This window comes from Sulfurimonas hydrogeniphila, from assembly GCF_009068765.1.
Lineage (GTDB): Bacteria > Campylobacterota > Campylobacteria > Campylobacterales > Sulfurimonadaceae > Sulfurimonas > Sulfurimonas hydrogeniphila.
Genome location: NZ_CP035534.1, coordinates 1,167,808 through 1,186,241, shown reverse-complemented (window position 1 = coordinate 1,186,241; position 18,434 = coordinate 1,167,808). Strand labels below are relative to the sequence as shown.

The window sequence follows — 18,434 nt, the reverse complement described above, 5'->3', positions numbered from 1 at the left end:
TTGTCAGTGCTTGATTCTGACAAAAGATTTTTTAGTCAAAATGTAAAATATCTTTTGCCTGAATCATATCTTTGTCTCCGCGGCCTGAGAGGTTGACGATGATGAGTTTGTCTTTTATATCAGGCATCTTTTTCAAATAGGCGACTGCATGGGAACTTTCAAATGCCGGAATGATTCCCTCTTTTTGTGAAAGCCAAACAAATGCATCCAGGGCTTCCTGGTCTGTGACATTGTCATATGAAACTGATTTGTTGTCTTTGTGAAAAGCATGTTCGGGTCCAATGCCCGGGTAGTCAAGTCCCGCACTGATTGAATGCGCTTCAAGAACCTGTCCGTCTTCATCTTGGAGCAGATAGCTCATCTGACCATGCAAAATACCTGGACGCCCTTTTTCCAAAGAACAGCCGTGTTTGTTTGTATCTAAGCCAAGTCCACCGGCTTCAATACCGATACATTGCACCTCTTTATCATCTAAAAAGTGTTGAAACATACCGATAGCATTGCTGCCTCCTCCTATGCAGGCAAGCACATAATCGGGCAGTCTGTTCTCTTTTTGTAAAATCTGTGCTCTTGCCTCCCAGCCGATAATTGCCTGAAAGTCGCGTACCATCATAGGGTAGGGGTGTGGACCGGCGACTGTTCCTATAATGTAAAAGGTATCTCTTGCATTGGTGACCCAGTGACGGATGGCATCATTCATTGCATCTTTAAGTGTCCTGCTGCCACTCTCAACAGCATTGACCTTTGCACCAAGAAGTTTCATACGAAAAACATTCAGTTCTTGGCGCTCTACATCCTTTGCACCCATAAATATTTCACACTCCAAATCAAGCAGTGCTGCAATGGTTGCTGTTGCCACACCATGCTGTCCCGCACCGGTCTCAGCAATGACTTTTTTATAACCTAAGCGTTTTGCCATCAAACCCTGTGCAATAACATTGTTGACCTTATGAGCACCTGTATGATTTAAGTCTTCACGTTTGAGATAAACCTTTGCACCGATTTCTTTAGAAATATTTTCGGCATAAAAAAGAGGACTCGGGCGCCCTACATAATCTTTTAGATAGTAGTCGACCTCTTTCCAGAACTCTTCATCAAAACGAATAGCTTCATATTCAACTTTGAGTTGAAGCAGTGCCGGCATAAGTGTTTCAGGAACATAGCGACCACCGAAAATTCCAAAATGTCCGTTTTCGTCAGGATCATATTTTGAAGGGCTGGGAATATACATCATTAGTTAACCTCTATCACTGAATATACATCAGTTTTTTCTTGTAGTTTTTTTATACCGTCAAGGAAGGTAAGTCCTATAATAAAACAACATTCGATACATGTGGCACCTGTCTGGTTGACAAGTGTGGCAGCCGCATTTGCTGTACCGCCTGTAGCTATTAAATCATCTATTACGAGGACTCTTGCACCTTTTTCGTTTCCAAAAGCATCTATATGAACTTCGATTTCATCCACTCCGTATTCGAGCGCATACTTTTCGCTAATGGTTGTGTAGGGAAGTTTTCCTTTTTTGCGAATAGGCACAAATCCAATTCCGAGCATTTGCGCTAATGCCGCACCGAATATAAAACCTCTGGCATCAATACCGGCAATATATTCAAGATTATACTCTTTATATCTTTGGTAAAGATGATTCATCAAAACAGCATATGCCTCTTTGTTGTTGAGTAAAGTAGTGATATCTTTGAACACAATCCCCGGTTTTGGAAAATCTTGTATATCTCTGATTGAGTTTTCCAGGATTTTTTTTTCAGTTTTGCTTAGTGTTATCATTTTCATCCTTATAAAAGTGCGTCAATACGACTTTCCAGTGCTTTAATCTTTGCATTGAGTCTGTCTACTTCCTGTCTGTGTTTTGCATTTCTTTGTTTTAAAACCTTTAACTCATTTCTGAGTTTTGTCAGTTCTTCGCTTAATATATCGACATTTCCAAGAGCACGCTGGAGTTGAATCTGGTACTTTCGAATTAAAATTTCTGCCTCCTGAAGCGTTAATTTCATTAAGTCATTGCTTCTTTGTTCTTTATTTGTAATGCTTTTGAAATAAAACATTTTTACAAATAAATAGATAGAGACAATAGAGAGTATTGTTAAAAGTGACCATTCTCCAAACATAGCTTTTCCTTGAATGTTATTTGTTAGAGTGTTTCTATTTTTGCTACTCTGGCAATGTGACGGCCACCTTCAAAGCTTCCTGCTATCCATGCATCAATGATAGATTCAGCAACACCTTTTCCGACAATTCTCTCACCAAAACATAAGATATTTGCATCATTGTGTCCGCGTGCTACGGTTGCAGTATAAGCATCATGGCACAGTGCAGCACGAATACCGTGGTGCCTGTTGGCTGCCATACTCATACCGATTCCGCTCCCGCAGATTAAAATACCTTGGGAGTTTTCATCTTCCAAAACTGCCGTTGCAACCTTGTGCGCATAATCAGGGTAGTCCACTCTGTCTGCACTATATGGTCCAAAATCAATTACTTCATGTCCTTTGGATTGTAAAAGCTCTACTGTCCAGTTCTTCAGTTCTAAACCTGCATGGTCGGTACCTATATAAAATTTCATTTTCTCTCCTCTAAGATAGTAACAAATGTATAATTGCCTGCACCGGCATAAAAAGTACATATTGATTTAACGGGGTCATTAAAATAATAAGTACAATAACAATCCCGTATCTGTCATATTTGTAATAAAACTCTGCAATAGAATTTATTTTATATTTTAACGCAAGATGCATTAAAAAATGCCCACCGTCAAACTGGGGAATAGGCAGCAGGTTAAATACGCCTAAAACTATATTGATAATAAGCAGTTGGTATATAAATATATAGAAAAATATATAAAACAGAGAGTCGGCAGTTGTCGGTGTACTCATAGCAGTCAGAGTAATTGCTGCGACTGCACCCATAGTGAAATTATAGACAATACCTGCCAAGTCCACCTGCATAGCGGCATTATATCCACCTCTGTTTATGACAGTAAAGGTATTGATCGGAACAGGCTTTGCCCAACCGAACAAAATACCGCCGTCCGAGCCTAACAGCATCGGTAAAAAGTACATAGTAGCAGGCACTATGATAGTTCCGACAAGATCTATGTGCGAAATTGGGTTTACTGTTAAACGCCCTGCATTTTTGGCTGTCATGTCACCGTACATGTAAGCAACCCAGCCATGCATAATTTCGTGTCCGATAATTGCAACAGCAAGTGCTAAAACGGCAGCTGCTATTTTTAATAAATCAAGTGAGTCCATAATATTCTTTGTCTTCTTTTTCTCTTTCTTGTATTGCTTTTTTTAAGTGCTCCGGTTTTTCCAGGTCGGCAGGTGTTTTTCCTATTCTGTCCCATCGAATTTTATAATCTTTGTCAATTGAGAAATAGATAAACCAGGGGGTTCCTTCAATATTTTCATAAGGAACACTTCCCCAGAAACGGCTGTCATTGGAGTGGTCACGATTGTCACCCATCATAAAATAATGATTTTTTTCGACTTTGAGCGGGTTTACATAAAAAATCTGTATCGGAAAACGCCCGTTATTTACGATTTTCGGGTCATGATGAATACCGGGATGTTTTTTCATATAAGGATTTTTTACCCACAGTTTGCCGTCAAAAATTGCTATTTCATAATCTTTATAATTCTTTTTAATCCATTCGTCACCTTCTTTAAAGTGTAGAAACAGGTTTTTATCAGCAACAAACAATTCGTCTCCGGGAAGAGCAACACAGCGTTTTACAAAATGCTGTTTAATATTTCCTGGGTATCTGAAAATGACGATATCACCGTGCTTTGGGGTGTCTCCATCAACAATTTTCAACTCTTTGCTCCATGGAATAATGGGAATTTCCAAAAACGGAATATAGGGCATAGGAATACCGTACGCAAATTTTTTGGCAAAAAGGTGGTCTCCGATCAGAAGGGAGTCTTTCATGCTGCCGCTTGGAATACGAAAAGCCTGGGCAACAAAAAAGATAGTAAAAAGAACAATGACAACAGTCCCTGTCCAGGAGTTTGACCATTTATATGCTTTATGTAAGATTTTTTTCATTGAATTAATCTTTGTCTTGTGCATTGAGTTTTGCGGCTTTGAGAGTATTGCTCAAAAGCATTGCAATAGTCATCGGTCCGACACCGCCGGGAACAGGTGTGATGTATGAGCATTTTTTACTTACATTTTCAAAATCCACATCACCGACAAGTTTGCCGTTGTCTGCTCTGTTGATTCCTATATCTATGATGATGGCACCGTCTTTTACCATATCTTCTTTGATAAGATTAATAACGCCGACACCGACAAGAATAATATCTGCATTTAATGTATGTTTTTTTAAGTCATCTGTAAATATATGACATACTTCAACAGTAGCATCTGCGTTGAGCAAAAGAGCAGCCATAGGTTTTCCGACAATATTCGAAGCACCGACAACACAACAGTTCTTTCCTTTTACATCAATGTCATACTCTTGTAAAAGTTCCATTACACCAAGTGGTGTGCAGGGTACAAAACCGTCCAGATTTGTGACAAGGCGTCCTACATTGTAGGGATGAAAACCGTCAACATCTTTTGCAGGATCAACAAGTTCAAGAATTTTTGTTGTATCTATTTGCGGAGGCAGAGGAAGCTGCACAAGTATTCCGTCAATATTTGGGTTTTGATTCATCATTTTGATGGTATTTTCTATCGCATCTTGAGAAATGTCTTCTGGCATTTCATGGCTGACTGAGTAAAAACCGACTCTATCACAGGCTTTTTTCTTCATGCTGACATATGCCTGGCTTGCAGGATCCTGCCCTACAAGTATTACGGCAAGTCCTGGAGTTCTGTCTGTTTGTGCTTTTAATTTGGCAACTTCATCTGCCACATTGTTTTCAATTTTTTTTGCAAGTGCTTTCCCATCAAGAATCTGCATTTAAACCTCTTAAATAAATTTTTTGATATTATACCCTTTTAAAATAATATTAGGCTAATGATGAAACATATCTTTTTTTTAATGATTCCCCTGTTTGTATACGCTTCAAGTACTTTTATAACACCGATGGAATATGCTTCACAACTTTATAAAAACCCAAGAGGCATAGGCTGTCAAAATTGTCACGGAGAGAACGGGGAAGGGAAAGTCATAGCTGACTATGTGCATAAAAAAAAGAAAAAAAGTTTTGTCGGCCCAAGAATCAACAACATTGAGTTCGATAGTTTTTATAGAGTTTTAAACCAAAGGAAAAGAGGTATGCCGAGATATTTTTTAACGACAGAAGAAATTCAGGCATTGTATCTGTATCTGCACAAAAACGATAAAAAGAAAAAAGATGTTAAGTGAAATTACACAAGCGTATGAAAACAGGGACTTGGCTGCACTTGATGCTTTGGCTGTGCCAACATTTCGCCACATCAACAAAAAAAACAGTTTTAAATCAGTATTGATGCTTTCTTGTCATAATATTAAACATCTTTCTAAAATAGAAAGTCTTGAAGCAGAGTGCATTATGTTAAATCTGGAAGATGGTGTAAGCAAAGAAGACAAACCTTTTGCTCTCGCTTTGGCAGCTGTTTTTCTCTCTCAACTTAAAAAGAGTGACAAGAAACTGGTTGTTCGGGTGAATGCTTTGGATAAGGGTGGCTATGATGAAATTGCCTATCTTAATCAGTTTATGCCTGATGCTGTCCGTGTACCAAAAATTAAAAACAAAGAAGAAGTAAAAAATGTACTGGCTCTTTTGCATGATGACATAGACTTGCATCTTTCTATAGAAACAGCCCAGGCCTGGCATAATCTTTCTTCTTTGAAAATAAACAAAAGGGTAGGGGTGTTTTATCTTGGGATTTTAGATTTGTTTGCCGATATGGGGCTTTCACAGAGTTTGATTAATCTGCAAAATCCGACTGTGAAATATATGCTTGCACATTTTTTAGTTACAGCCAGAGCTATGAAAGTAAAACCTGTTTCCTTTGTGTTTCAGGAATTTGAAGATTTAAAAACTTTTGAACAATGGTTACTACTTGAAAAAGAGATGGGATATGATGCAAAAGCCTGTATCTCACCGGGACAGGTGAAACTTGTACATAAAATATTTGTAGATACAGAAGAAGAGCTAAAAAGGGCAAAAATCATTGTGAAACTCTTTGAGATGCATCGTGATGAGGGTATTACCGGTTTTGTAGATGAAGAGTATGGGTTTATTGATGAGCCGATATATAAAGGTGCCTTGAAACTGTTGGCCGCACAAACAGCTTAAGTGCCTGGCTTAATATCCTGCTAGATTATAAAATACATTGTATCGTATCAGTGTTGTCTCTTTTGGTCTTGGGTATCTGCTGTAGGCATACTCTATAGTCTCTTTGGTTGTATCATCAAGAATATAGTAGCCACTCTTGGAAATAAAGCGAAAACCTGTCATATCTCCGTTTGGATGCAGGTAGAATTCTATTACATTACTTCTGTTTACATGTAAACCCCGTGGGATATTGACTCTTGCAACACGATTAAGGACCTGTTGGGTAATTCTACGCATAATCTCCTGATTATCTAAAATATACTGCTGTTGTCCTGGTGTAAGTTTGCCAAATTTATCGCCGTAGAGTTTTTTGATATTTTGAGAAATATTACTGTTGTTGTGTGTGGCTTTTTTCCTGACACTTTTTGTTTCCTGGGCAGATTTGTCTTCATAAAGCCAGGAGAGTTTTTTTGGCTTTTCCTCTGGCTTTTTTATTTTTTTTGGTTGGGCTTTTTTTTCTAAAGGAATATAGGATTTTTTTGTCGGAAGAGGTTTGACCTTTGGCTGTTTCACTGTTTTTTTGATGATTTTTTTTGTTTTTTTCGGCTTGTTTAATTTTGGTTTTCTTGGTGTTTTCTTTGGTTCATATTTTACAGTTTTTTGCTTTACTATTTTTTTAAGCTGGGAACCTTTTGGCATTGGCGGAACAATGGGTGAAGGTTTGGGCTTTTGTTTTGTTATTCCTGATTTTTTATGCTTCTTTGGCATCTCTTTGAGAGATATTTTAATTCTTTTTTCTTTGGGAACTGCTTTTTTTTCTGTATCCGGTGTAAAAGTCCACACTATCCACAAAAGCAAAAACAGAAGCAGATGTATCAGTAAAGCAACGAAAAAGGCAAAAGAAGATCTGTTCAAAAATAATCCATTATTTAATTTGTGAGATTATATCAAATCAATATTAATAGTGTTGCTGTCGTTTAGCAATACTTAGATATAATTATAAAAAAATAGAGATACAAGGTTGCAAATGAATACAGAGGCATCACAAAAAGCATTTGAAGAGGCACAGCGTTTAATCCCGGGTGGGGTTGATTCACCGGTAAGAGCATTTAAGAGTGTGGGTACAACACCTCTGTTTATCACTGAGGGCAAAGGCGCCTACTTGAAAGATGTAGACGGGAATGAGTATATTGATTATGTCCAAAGTTGGGGACCTTTACTTTTTGGACATCGTGATGAAGCTATAGAAGCTGCTGTTATTGATGCCGTAAAGCATGGTTTGAGCTTTGGCGCACCGACATTGGCAGAGACAGAACTTGCAAAGCTTGTTGTCAGCTTTTTTGACTCAATTGACAAAGTACGTTTTGTAAGCAGTGGAACAGAAGCTGTTATGAGTGCTATTCGTTTGGCACGCGGTTTTACAGGGCGTGATGATATTGTGAAGTTTACAGGATGCTATCACGGACACAGTGATGCTCTTTTGGTCGAAGCGGGAAGCGGTGCGGCGACTTTTGGAAATCCTTCAAGTCCCGGTGTTCCGGCTGACTTTACAAAACACACGCTTTTGGCTGAATATAACAATATAGAGAGTGTCAAAAAATGTTTTGCGGACTCCGACAATATTGCCTGTGTGATTATAGAACCAATTGCAGGCAATATGGGACTTGTCCCGGCTGACAAAGAGTTTTTGCATGCACTCAGAAAGCTTTGTGACGAACACGGTACTCTGCTTTTGTTTGATGAAGTGATGAGCGGATTTCGCGCAAGTGTTCACGGTGCCGAGTCCATAACAGGGGTAAAACCTGACATAGTAACACTCGGAAAGGTGATAGGCGGCGGTATGCCGGTCGGTGCCTTTGGTGCGCGCGCAGAGATAATGGCAATGCTCTCACCTGAAGGTCCTGTATATCAGGCCGGAACTTTAAGCGGCAATCCTGTGGCAATGGCAGCAGGATATACTGCTCTGATGAAACTCAAAAACAATGCAAGAGTGATTGATGTTTTAAACGAAAGAGCCAAAAGACTGGTTGAAGGGATGCAAAGGGCCGCTGCAAAGTACAATATACCTATGCAGGTAGATACAAGAGGTTCAATGTTCGGTTTTTTCTTTAATGACAAACCTGTAAAAAACTTTAGTGATGCAGCAAAGAGTGATGCAGAACTTTTTGCAAAGTTTCATACCGGCATGCTTGAGCGCGGACACTACTTTGCCTGTTCTTTGTATGAAACAGGATTTATTTCCACGGCAATTACCGATGAAATGATAGAAAAGACTGTAGAGTCAAGTGATGCGGTCTTTAAGGAGATTACAAATGTCTGATGACACGCAGGATAAGGTGAATAGCGAAGCCAGAGAGAATGCTCTGGGGCAACGCAAACCAAGAATAAAGCCTATTGTAGAGGCAGCAGACAGTCTCTCTTTGGGTATCTCCATGGTTGTGGCGGTACTGTTGGGTGTCGGTATTGGCTGGCTGTTAAAAAGATGGACAGGTATCGAGTGGCTTTTTTGGGTAGGTGTTTTCATTGGCGTTGCAGCAGCAATATTAAATATCTATAAAGCATATTCAAAACAATACAAAGAATTTGAAAAACTGGCAAAAGAAGACAGATATGCGATAAAAAAACAGCTTGAAGATGATGAGGATGAGGATTACGGTGAAAAAAACTATTAGTATTTTTTTTGTGGTACAGATTCTGATTTTTATCACATATTTTTATTCTCAAAAAATATTTCTCAATATCGAAATTGCATTCTTAAGTGCTTTTTTGATTATACTCGGTTCCTCTTTTTCTTATAGAAAAATGGTGCAGAACAAGGTTGATACTAAAGAATATGAAGACGAAAAAGATCTGCTTGACACAATAGATGATCCGCATGGACTTTACGAAGACGACAGTATAAATAATACTCCGGCAGAAGAGCTTGATTTAAAGCAGATTGTCAAAGAAGAAAAAGCAAAAATAAAGACTTTAAGTCTGAAAAATGCAAAACATGGCTTCAGAGGAAGTGTTTCCATTATACGAATCATACCCTATATACTGCTTATATTAGGATTTATAGCTTTGAAGAACAATGAAGTACTGGAGCTGGCATATTACCTTCCGTCTCTTTTGATCGGAATTGTAACCGGTGCTTTGGTCTCTAAAGAAGTTTTAGCTTAAGGGCAAAGATCAGTGTGTTATGATTGGAAGATGTATGGATATTGATTTTTTAGTAATTTCTACATAAAAATCATATTTATCAGCGAGCATTTTGATGTCTGGCAACATTTCACTGTCAATGTTGTCCGCTATAACAGAGATAGAAAAAAGACCATATTTTTTATCATGAAACTTGATATATTCTCCAACAATATAGGAAATTTTTGTTTCAATAACTCTGCTTTTTTGAGATGCTTTGTATATAAAATTTAACAATTTGATTAAATTGTTGGCATTGACAACAACATCAGGAATAGTCGGGTCATAGTTTTTAATAAAATTTATTTCCGAACTGATGGAATTTGAAGCAATGCACAAATCTGTAATCGTAAATATATTTGTGAGTTCACCGTCAGGTTTTTTTGTATTTATTTTGTAGGTTGGTGCCTGGTAGAGTTTGATACCTATACACTCTTCGTCTTCATAGCCGACCGTAATGGCAAAAAATTTATATCTGCCGTATTCCAGTTCCAAAAAGGTTGTTTTGAAGCCAAAGGTTATGTTGGCATAGGTTTGGGCAAGATTAAAAAGTTCACTGGGCTGGACAGATCCCAGTAGAAACTGAGCTTCTGTATTGAGAGAAATTATTTTTCCATTAGAACGGAATAAAATAAATGGATTATAATCGTTTTCTATCCATTTTTGTTCCAATGTCATATTCATCATTATTCTTCGATATAGTTTTTGAGTTTTCGTCCAACTTTAGGATGTTTGAGTTTTTTGATGGCACTTGATTCAATTTGACGAACACGCTCACGGGTTACACTGAGTTCTTTCCCAATCTCTTCGAGTGTTCTGTCACTCTCATCATCCATAATTCCGAAACGGAGTTTGATAACGGCTTTTTCTCTTTCGTTTAACTGCTCAAGAACCTGTTCAATCTGAATTCTCAAGTCATCTTTTAAAATTGCATCAGAAGGAGAAAGAGATGTTTTATCTTCTATAAAGTCCCCAAAACGGCCATCATCCTCGCTGCCGATAGGAGCTTCAAGAGAGATAGGCTCTTTGGTGATTTTGATGACATTTTTGACTTTTTCAACTGATAAGCCGACTTCCTGTGCAATTGTATCAACATCCGGCTCTTTTCCGTTTTCCTGCAGGTGTTTACGCATAATTTTATTGATACGGTTAATCGTTTCAATCATATGAATAGGGATACGGATTGTTCTGGCCTGATCGGCAATAGCACGGGAAATAGCCTGACGAATCCACCAAGTTGCGTAGGTTGAAAATTTGTATCCTTTTTGATATTCAAATTTGTCAACTGCTTTCATAAGACCGATATTTCCTTCCTGGATAAGGTCGAGGAAAGGCAAACCGCGATTGGTATAGCGCTTGGCAATGGAAACTACAAGACGCAGGTTTGATTTTGCCATTTTTGTTTTGGAAATTTCCGAGATATTTTTACCGCGTTTGATCTGCTCTAAAATATCAGCAAGTTTTTCCGGTTCCATATCAAAGCTGTTTTTTGAAGCCTCTTTTGTCTGTACCAGTTTTTTAATTTCCATATAGGTTGAAACCATTGTTGCTTCAGGAACCATATTGGCAATATCTTCTTTTGTCAGATCCTGAATCTTTTCCACTAAAATTTTATGATTTGCTTTTAATGTAGCATTAAAAAGAGGCAGTTTGTACTCTAAACGTTTCAACTCTTTATCGTACCCTTCATCACTTTTGAGTGTTGTTTCCATTGCTTTTACCAATTCATTTATCAGCTTTGAAGTAGGTCCGAGGTCAAGAAGTTTTTCTTTGAGTACAGATTTTTTATATGTTACAGTCAAGTAGTAATGCACAATTTCTTCTGTAAGTTCTCCGTCAAGATTTTCAGGTGCTTTTTCTGTGGCTTTTACCCAGTCTTTTTTCGCTTTTTCCAAAGCTTTGAAACTTGTAGATACTTTTTCAACTCTGCTTTTGTCTTTTACAGACAATGTTTTTTCTGCAGAGTCATCATCTGTATCATCATCTCCGTCATCTTTTTCGTCTTCAAAACTTTTAAAGAGTTCTTTGACGCGTCTTTCCCGGTTGATAAGAGGTTCTTTGTAGTCTAGAATGAAATCTATCAAATAGGGAACAGAACATATGGCATCTATAATAATGCTTTCTCCGGCTTCTATTTTCTTGGAGATTTCAATCTCTTCTTCTTTTGTCAGAAGTGGAATTTGTCCCATTTCCCGAAGATACATACGAACAGGAGAATCTGAGCGGGACCATTCAAGAAGTTCATGCTCTTTTAAAATATCAAATTTGTCTGTCTCATTGTCTTCGAGCATTTTTCGCTGGGCGCTTCTGCGTGCTTCTGCTTCCTGGTCATTTAGTTTTTTAGCATGTTCGCTGGATGTATAAATACATTTTTTGTGTTTTTGGAGAAGTTTATAAATATTTTTTGCCTGAGCAGCTGTAGGCTGTTTGTCAAAAAATTCGATTAAAGATTCATAAGTGACACAATCTTTGGACTTGTGCTCTTCAAAAAAGGTCTCTAAAGCTTTGTTGAGTTCTTTTGCTGTCATATGGGAGGGTGCTCCAATTGAGTTAAGGTTTTTAAAAGGTGGATTATACCGAAATATTCTTAACAGATGCTTTTTTCTGAATAAAATTTTGTTGGAACGGACATTGCTTATTACATGTAAATCAATACAGGGGCAATAAATGCAAACAGGCTATTACAGTTCTGCTGCCGGGATGGTAACGCAGTTTAACAGACTTGATACCATTGCAAATAATTTGGCAAATGTGAATACAAACGGTTTTAAAGAAGATCAGCTTATTGTCGGTGATTTTATGCGGCTGTATAAAGAGGCCAGAGATGAGCTTCCAAATAGTGACAATTCCAAAGAGGGTGCGGCATTTCTCAACAGAACAATGACACGGGCACCGCAGATAGTAGACTCTTATACTGACTATTCTGTTGGAAATATGCAAAAAAGTTCAAATTCTTTGGATTTTGCACTTTCTCGAGAGGGATTGTTTTTTGCAGTAAAAACCCCCGAGGGCATACGCCTTACCCGTGACGGTGTTTTTACCCTGAATGATGAAGGAAAGCTCATTACCAAACAGGGGTATGAGGTACTTCCAAGTGATTATCAGAAGTCAAAAGAGGGAATCAGTTTTGCGACAATGGACAGTGTTATAGAAGTAGATAAAAATGGGCAGATTTTTACCAATGTTCCAAACAGTCTCTCTCTGGTGGAAAATAAAAAATTATTCATTGCCCAGCCTGAAAACATCAAAGATCTTATCAAAGAGGGTGACAATCTTTATAAACTTCCAAATACAGACTCTTTAACAAGTATTGAACAAAGCGGTGCGGTCAGACAGGGTTTTGTGGAAAAAAGCAATGTAAATGCAGTAAAAATGATGACACAGCTCATAGAAACAAACAGACTCGTAGGAATGTACCAAAAGGTAATGGACGCTCAAATGAATGACATGAACAGAGACGCAATAGAAAAACTTGCGAAAAAAGCATAACATGACTTTTTTAAGAGCAACCAGTTGCGTGGGCTTCCTGCCGAAGGAAACCCAGTGTTAACGCAGCTAAAAGAATTACTTCTTTTGGCGTACTGAAAGGGACAAACGGTTCCCTTCATTTTATGAAATAAAATTAAGGATAGAACAAAATGATGCAATCACTCTATACAGCTTCAACAGGAATGTTGGGGATGCAGACACAAATTGATACGACGGCCAATAATATTGCCAATGTGAACACTATTGGGTTTAAGAAATCCCGTGCAGAATTTGCTGACTTGATGTATCATGTGATGGAATATGCAGGAACATCAACCAGTGATACAACCAAAAGTCCTACCGGAATTGAGGTTGGTTTAGGTGTCCGTCCGACGGCAATAAATAAAATATTCTCCGAAGGATCTTTAAAGCAGACAGATAACAATCTGGATCTGGCTATTACGGGCAGAGGTTTTTTTAAAATGGAACTGCCTGACGGGACACAGGTTTACTCTAAAAACGGTTCTTTCAAAATAGATCAAAACGGAACGATTGTCAACAGTGACGGATACACACTGGTACCACAGATTGTAATTCCTCCTGATGCGACAAATATCAATATCGGTACCGACGGAACAGTGACAGTGATTCAGCCCGGACAGACGCAGGCAACACAGATAGGACAGATTCAAACAACAAATTTTATAAATCCGGCCGGTTTGCATGCCATGGGTGACAATCTCTATCTTGAAACAGACAGTTCGGGACAACCGGTTGAAGGGATTCCCGGTATTGATGGGCTCGGGACACTGAGACAGGGGTTTGTGGAACTCAGTAATGTTGAACTGGTAGTTGAACTGACAGATTTGATTACCGGTCAACGTGCCTATGATGCAAATTCAAAAATCATTACCACCAGTGACGAAATGCTTCAAACTACAAACAATCTCAAGCGATAACATAGCTGTGCAACTGTATTGATATTTGTTAATATTAATGCAGTTCTTTTGTAAAATTATTTTTTAATTAACTTCATATAACATTTTAGATATAATCGCAAAATTATTTAGTAAAAACAATAGGATTTTAGATGCAAAAAGCAAACATAAATGGAAAAGTTTGGAAATTTGGAAAAGATATAGATACCGATTTGATTATTGCTGCAAGATATTTAAATACTTCAGTACCAGAAGAACTGGCAAAACATGTAATGGAAGATGCTGATCCTGAATTTGTAAATAAAATGTCTCCCGGGGATGTTATCGTCGCAGGCGAAAATTTTGGATGCGGAAGTTCTCGTGAACATGCACCGATTGCATTAAAAGCTGCCGGTGTTGCTGCCATCATTGCACCTACATTTGCCAGAATTTTTTACAGAAATGCATTTAATATGGGGCTGCCTATATTTGAACTCAAAGAAGCAGATGAGATTCAGGAGGGTGATGCAATCAGTATTGATATGAATGCAGGCACAATCACAAACCAAAGTACAGATAAAACATATAAATTTACTCCGATCCCTGCTTTTATGCAGGAGCTGATAGATGCAGGTGGTTTAATGAACTTTGCAAAAAATGAAGTAGAAGGAAAAAAATAGATGAAATCATACAAAATAGCACTGATAAAAGGTGATGGAATTGGTCCTGAAATTATTGACGAGGCTGTAAAAGTTTTGGATGCAGTTGCATCATACAGCGGGTTTATTCTGAAATATGAAGATTTATTAATGGGCGGATGTGCGTATGATATTACAGGTGATCCGCTTCCTCAAGAGACAATTTCCGGAGCATTGAATTCCGATGCTGTTCTTTTTGGTGCTATCGGCGGTGAAAAATGGGACACTCTTCCACGTGAAAAGCGTCCTGAAAGCGGTCTTTTGCGTTTTAGAAAAGAACTTGGTGTGTATGCCAATTTGCGTCCGGCAGTTGTATATGATGAACTCGTTAATGCTTCTTCATTAAAGCCGGAAGTCGTCCGCGGTGTTGACTTAATGGTGGTTCGCGAACTTATCGGCGGTATTTATTTTGGTGAGCCAAAAGGACGCGATGCAACCAAAGGCTGGAACACTATGGTGTATACACGCGATGAAATCGTTCGTATTGCCCATCAGGCATTTAAAATTGCAATGACTCGCAGCAAACGTGTATGCTCGATTGACAAAGCAAATGTTTTGGATGTTTCGCAGTTATGGAGAGAAACTGTTGAAGAAGTGGCAAAAGAGTATCCGGAAGTAGAACTTTCTCACATGTATGTAGACAATGCCGCTATGCAGCTTATCCGTGATCCAAAACAGTTTGATGTAATGCTTACAGGAAATATATTTGGCGACATATTAAGTGATGAGGCAAGTATGCTCTCGGGTTCCATAGGACTGCTGCCATCCGCTTCCATCGGTGCTAAAATCGGTGTATATGAACCTATTCACGGTTCAGCTCCTGATATTGCAGGACAGGGGATTGCAAATCCTATAGCAACTATTTCTTCTGCATCAATGATGCTTCGATATGCACTTAATGAAGAAGAGGCTGCCAACAAAATTGACAATGCCATCAAAAAAACATTAAGCGAAGGCTACAGAACAGGTGACTTGGCTCAGTTTGATGCAAAAGAAGTCTGCTCAACAAGTGAAATGGGCTCAATTATTGCAAACTACATAGAAAAGTAGGCTGATTTCATATGCAGACTCTGACTTTGGCAAATATTTATGAACTGCAAGGTTTAAAAGAAGAGGCATTGGAAATTTATAAGGAAGTCTTAAAAAAAGACCCAAATAACAGTGATGCCAAAATTGCTATACGAAGACTCTCCGGTATGAGAAAAAAGTTTTTACATGTAAATGTTCAAATGAAAGAGTATTTTTTAAAGATGGATTCCGAAGTTGAGTTCAAAGAGTTTGAAAGGTGGTTATTAAAAGCATGGAACTAAAAGATGTCATATTGTCAACACTGGCTGAAATGGAAGATGAACTGCCGCAAGAGAGTGTAAAAGAAGTGCAACAGGAAACTTTTGCTGAGGAAACCGAAGAACGCCTGCAGCAAAAAGATGATGCGCATACATCCATGGAAAGTGAATTAATTTATTTGAACTCCATAAGAGAGAGGCTTTTGGTCCTTTTTGAAGGTTTTCAAGCGCCAAATAATGCAAATATTGAAGCCAAAGTAGACATGACACTTAACTTTTTAGAATATACTTTGGCAACAATAGACGCCCGTGTTGAAAAGCTGGAAAAAGGAAATCTGTAGATGAGTCAATATAGAGTTTTAATAGATGCAAATGATGAAAAAGGACTTGTACATAAAGTTTCAAGTATATTTTACAGTTATGATCTGAATATTCTCTCCAACAGTGAGTTTGTTGACAGAGAGAGCAACAAGTTTTTTATGCGTAGTGTTGTTGACGGGAATGTTGATAATACAGAACTGTTTAAAGCTTTACACGAAGTATTACCTGAACACTCCGGCATAAAAATCGTAAAACCTGAGAAAAAAAACATCATAATAATGGCAACAAAAGAGATTCATGCACTTGGCGATATTCTGATCCGTCATGAAGCGGGTGAACTTGAGGCAAATATTGTAGCGGTTATTTCCAATTATGATAATTTGGAATCATTTGTAAAAAAGTTTGATATTCCTTATATCACGATTTCTCATCAGGGATTGGAGCGTCAGGAACATGAAAGTAAAATTATTGAGGCTATTCAAAGTTACAAAGAAGTTGATTTTATAGTTCTGGCAAAATATATGCGAATCCTGACACCAAGATTTGTTGAAACATTTGAAAATAAAATCATAAATATACACCATTCGTTTTTACCGGCATTCATAGGTGCAAATCCTTATAAACAAGCCTACGACAGAGGGGTGAAAATCATTGGAGCAACAGCACACTTTGTAAACAACAATCTTGACGAAGGGCCTATTGTCGCACAGGAGACAATCCATGTAACACATGCCTACAGCTGGAAAGATATGCAGCGTGCCGGCAGAGATGTTGAAAAAGTAGTTCTTTCCAAAGCATTGAAACTGGCTCTCGAAGACAGAATTTTTACCTATGCTAACAGAACGGTAATTTTTTAATGGCATTCAACATAGTATTGGTACATCCGCAAATACCAAACAATACCGGAGCGATAGGCAGACTCTGTGTCAATGCAGGGGCTTCGCTGCACTTAATTAAACCTATAGGTTTTGATATAGATGAAAAAGCTGTTCGTCGGGCAGGTCTTGATTATTGGAATAAGCTTGATTTGAAAGTGTGGGAAAGTATTGATGAATTCTTTACATGTAACGATATAACTGATAATGCCTATTTTGCTACAACAAAAACGGACAAACCCTATTTTGATGCCAAATTCAAAGAAGGTGATTATATCTTTTTTGGCAGTGAGACAAAAGGAATACCGGAAGATCTGTTAAACAAATATAAAGCACAAAATATAACTATTCCTATGACAAAAGACGGGCGCAGTCTTAATCTTGCTATCAGCACGGGAATAATTCTTTATGATGCAATCCGTCAAAATTATTCTACCTTTACCGAGGAGTAAGCAATGAACAGTTTGGTTGATACGGTTATGACACTCTTGTTTGTCTTATTTATGGTTTTTATATTTGCCGGCTATCACAAAACAAAATCGCAAGAACGTGAAAAAGACAAAGATCTCAAATCCTAAAATAATTTTTCTGCCCATTTTTCTAAATGATTTTCAAACTTTTCAAACAAACTCTCTGCATTTTTTATAAGTAATGACATTTTTCACCCTTTATATAAATATGTACTAATAGTACAACAATTCAAAAAAATATAAAAAATATTTCAAATTGTCAAATATTTTTTGACATTCTTTGATTTTTAGACTATACTATTGCAAATCAATATAAAAAGGGTTCAAAATGAATAGTTTCTTGGATATAGTAGAAGAGATTAAAAGCATTATCTCTGATGAAGTTGCTCCGAAAAAAGTTTTTGACAAAGATGTTGCTGCGGTATTGGGTATTTCGCAGATGAATTTTGCAACAATGAAAAGACGTAACAAAATTCCATTTAACGAATTACTGGATTTTTGTGCCAAAAGAAGTATCTCTATAAACTGGCTTTTGTATGGACAGTCTCCTGAAAGTTTGGTTGAAGCAACAAATAAATTCTATATGGTCAAATACTTTTCCGACATCAATGCCAGTGCAGGAGGAGGAAGTGACATAGAGTCTGAAGAGATAGAAGAGCTTGAAATTCCTGAGCAGTTTGTATTTATGCTCGGTGGAGAAAAAGAGCTGCAAAATATAGAAGCTATTAATGTTTCGGGTGACTCAATGGAGCCTACTTTTAGTTATAATGATATTGTATTTATTAACAGAAGCAAGACAGATATCAATCGCGGCGGTATTTTTACCATAAGAACCGAAGCAGGACTTTTTATAAAACGTGTACAAAAGAGAATTGACGGAAAACTTGATATAATCTCTGACAATTCTGTCTATAGTACACAAACACTTGATGCAAATCAGGTTGAAGTTGTTGGCAGGGTTGTCAGCCGATTTGGTGATGTAGATTAAA

At 37.8% G+C, this 18,434-nt stretch carries 25 protein-coding genes; 15 read left to right on the top strand and 10 right to left on the bottom strand.

Annotation, left to right across the window (positions count from 1 at the left end):
- Positions 1-31: 31 nt before the first annotated feature.
- From trpB to folD, 7 genes are read right to left on the bottom strand one after another with little or no spacing between them, the layout of a single operon-like run.
- Complete coding sequence (trpB, locus tag ETP70_RS06310) at positions 32-1,231, bottom strand: tryptophan synthase subunit beta (RefSeq protein ID WP_151901520.1); 1,200 nt, start codon at positions 1,229-1,231, stop codon at positions 32-34.
- Positions 1,232-1,233: 2 nt separating this feature from the next.
- Positions 1,234-1,785, bottom strand: coding sequence for an adenine phosphoribosyltransferase (locus ETP70_RS06305; RefSeq protein WP_430739207.1), 552 nt, complete (start codon positions 1,783-1,785; stop codon positions 1,234-1,236).
- Positions 1,786-1,793: 8 nt separating this feature from the next.
- Positions 1,794-2,126, bottom strand: a complete 333-nt coding sequence (locus tag ETP70_RS06300) for a hypothetical protein (RefSeq protein ID WP_151900383.1) — start codon at positions 2,124-2,126, stop codon at positions 1,794-1,796.
- Positions 2,127-2,149: 23 nt separating this feature from the next.
- Positions 2,150-2,581, bottom strand: coding sequence for a ribose 5-phosphate isomerase B (rpiB, locus tag ETP70_RS06295; RefSeq protein ID WP_151900382.1), 432 nt, complete (start codon positions 2,579-2,581; stop codon positions 2,150-2,152).
- Positions 2,582-2,591: 10 nt separating this feature from the next.
- A complete protein-coding gene (locus ETP70_RS06290; RefSeq protein WP_151900381.1) occupies positions 2,592-3,269 on the bottom strand; it encodes a site-2 protease family protein in 678 nt (225 codons plus the stop codon).
- Positions 3,256-4,065: a signal peptidase I gene (gene lepB, locus ETP70_RS06285; RefSeq protein ID WP_151900380.1), complete on the bottom strand. Its 810-nt coding sequence runs from the start codon at positions 4,063-4,065 to the stop codon at positions 3,256-3,258. Before lepB ends, ETP70_RS06290 begins: the two co-directional genes overlap by 14 nt.
- Positions 4,066-4,069: 4 nt before the next feature.
- Positions 4,070-4,927 carry a bifunctional methylenetetrahydrofolate dehydrogenase/methenyltetrahydrofolate cyclohydrolase FolD gene (gene folD / locus ETP70_RS06280; RefSeq protein WP_151900379.1) on the bottom strand — a complete coding sequence of 286 codons (858 nt, stop codon included), beginning with the start codon at positions 4,925-4,927 and terminating at the stop codon, positions 4,070-4,072.
- Positions 4,928-4,987: 60 nt separating this feature from the next.
- On the opposite strand from folD, the gene ETP70_RS06275 reads away from it, so the two are divergent.
- Positions 4,988-5,335 (top strand): c-type cytochrome, encoded by a 348-nt coding sequence (locus ETP70_RS06275; RefSeq protein ID WP_151900378.1) that lies wholly within the window; start codon positions 4,988-4,990, stop codon positions 5,333-5,335.
- Positions 5,325-6,251, top strand: a complete 927-nt coding sequence (locus ETP70_RS06270; protein ID WP_151900377.1) for an HpcH/HpaI aldolase/citrate lyase family protein — start codon at positions 5,325-5,327, stop codon at positions 6,249-6,251. Before ETP70_RS06275 ends, ETP70_RS06270 begins: the two co-directional genes overlap by 11 nt.
- A 9-nt stretch (positions 6,252-6,260) precedes the next feature.
- Here ETP70_RS06270 and ETP70_RS06265 read toward each other — a convergent pair whose 3' ends face one another.
- Positions 6,261-7,145, bottom strand: coding sequence for an energy transducer TonB (locus tag ETP70_RS06265; RefSeq protein WP_151900376.1), 885 nt, complete (start codon positions 7,143-7,145; stop codon positions 6,261-6,263).
- A gap of 112 nt (positions 7,146-7,257) precedes the next feature.
- Here ETP70_RS06265 and hemL point away from each other — a divergent pair, with 112 nt between their 5' ends.
- The 3 genes from hemL to ETP70_RS06250 are packed head-to-tail and all read left to right on the top strand — an operon-like array spanning position 7,258 to position 9,392.
- Positions 7,258-8,550 (top strand): glutamate-1-semialdehyde 2,1-aminomutase, encoded by a 1,293-nt coding sequence (hemL, locus tag ETP70_RS06260; RefSeq protein WP_151900375.1) that lies wholly within the window; start codon positions 7,258-7,260, stop codon positions 8,548-8,550.
- A complete protein-coding gene (locus ETP70_RS06255) occupies positions 8,543-8,902 on the top strand; it encodes an AtpZ/AtpI family protein (RefSeq protein WP_188109949.1) in 360 nt (119 codons plus the stop codon). The genes hemL and ETP70_RS06255 overlap by 8 nt, the downstream gene beginning before the upstream one ends.
- Positions 8,886-9,392 carry a hypothetical protein gene (locus ETP70_RS06250; RefSeq protein WP_188109948.1) on the top strand — a complete coding sequence of 169 codons (507 nt, stop codon included), beginning with the start codon at positions 8,886-8,888 and terminating at the stop codon, positions 9,390-9,392. The genes ETP70_RS06255 and ETP70_RS06250 overlap by 17 nt, the downstream gene beginning before the upstream one ends.
- Before the next feature lie 9 nt (positions 9,393-9,401).
- Here ETP70_RS06250 and ETP70_RS06245 read toward each other — a convergent pair whose 3' ends face one another.
- Together ETP70_RS06245 and rpoD are read right to left on the bottom strand one after the other, a co-directional pair.
- Entirely contained in the window at positions 9,402-10,088 is a 687-nt protein-coding gene (locus tag ETP70_RS06245) for a hypothetical protein (protein ID WP_151900374.1), read from the bottom strand.
- 8 nt (positions 10,089-10,096) lie between these two features.
- Positions 10,097-11,938, bottom strand: a complete 1,842-nt coding sequence (rpoD, locus tag ETP70_RS06240) for an RNA polymerase sigma factor RpoD (protein WP_151900373.1) — start codon at positions 11,936-11,938, stop codon at positions 10,097-10,099.
- 139 nt (positions 11,939-12,077) lie between these two features.
- Here rpoD and ETP70_RS06235 point away from each other — a divergent pair, with 139 nt between their 5' ends.
- The 10 genes from ETP70_RS06235 (at position 12,078) to ETP70_RS06195 (ending at position 18,433) form a co-directional block, all read left to right on the top strand.
- Positions 12,078-12,899: a flagellar hook-basal body protein gene (locus ETP70_RS06235; protein ID WP_151900372.1), complete on the top strand. Its 822-nt coding sequence runs from the start codon at positions 12,078-12,080 to the stop codon at positions 12,897-12,899.
- 149 nt (positions 12,900-13,048) lie between these two features.
- A complete protein-coding gene (gene flgG, locus ETP70_RS06230) occupies positions 13,049-13,837 on the top strand; it encodes a flagellar basal-body rod protein FlgG (protein WP_151900371.1) in 789 nt (262 codons plus the stop codon).
- A gap of 131 nt (positions 13,838-13,968) precedes the next feature.
- Positions 13,969-14,475 (top strand): 3-isopropylmalate dehydratase small subunit, encoded by a 507-nt coding sequence (locus ETP70_RS06225; RefSeq protein WP_151900370.1) that lies wholly within the window; start codon positions 13,969-13,971, stop codon positions 14,473-14,475.
- Positions 14,476-15,543 carry a 3-isopropylmalate dehydrogenase gene (gene leuB / locus ETP70_RS06220; protein WP_151900369.1) on the top strand — a complete coding sequence of 356 codons (1,068 nt, stop codon included), beginning with the start codon at positions 14,476-14,478 and terminating at the stop codon, positions 15,541-15,543.
- An 11-nt stretch (positions 15,544-15,554) separates the two neighbouring features.
- Entirely contained in the window at positions 15,555-15,803 is a 249-nt protein-coding gene (locus ETP70_RS06215; protein ID WP_151900368.1) for a tetratricopeptide repeat protein, read from the top strand.
- Positions 15,794-16,120, top strand: coding sequence for a CiaD-like domain-containing protein (locus tag ETP70_RS06210; protein ID WP_151900367.1), 327 nt, complete (start codon positions 15,794-15,796; stop codon positions 16,118-16,120). The genes ETP70_RS06215 and ETP70_RS06210 overlap by 10 nt, the downstream gene beginning before the upstream one ends.
- The gene (gene purU / locus ETP70_RS06205; RefSeq protein WP_151900366.1) at positions 16,121-16,957 is read left to right on the top strand and encodes a formyltetrahydrofolate deformylase; all 837 of its coding nucleotides are present in this window, start codon (positions 16,121-16,123) and stop codon (positions 16,955-16,957) included.
- On the top strand, positions 16,957-17,427 hold the full coding sequence (locus tag ETP70_RS06200; protein WP_151900365.1) for a tRNA (cytidine(34)-2'-O)-methyltransferase: 471 nt from the start codon (positions 16,957-16,959) through the stop codon (positions 17,425-17,427). Before purU ends, ETP70_RS06200 begins: the two co-directional genes overlap by 1 nt.
- Positions 17,428-17,430: 3 nt before the next feature.
- A complete protein-coding gene (locus ETP70_RS12670) occupies positions 17,431-17,553 on the top strand; it encodes a hypothetical protein (protein ID WP_269138909.1) in 123 nt (40 codons plus the stop codon).
- Between the two features lie 220 nt (positions 17,554-17,773).
- On the top strand, positions 17,774-18,433 hold the full coding sequence (locus tag ETP70_RS06195; protein WP_151900364.1) for a LexA family transcriptional regulator: 660 nt from the start codon (positions 17,774-17,776) through the stop codon (positions 18,431-18,433).
- Position 18,434 lies beyond the last annotated feature (1 nt).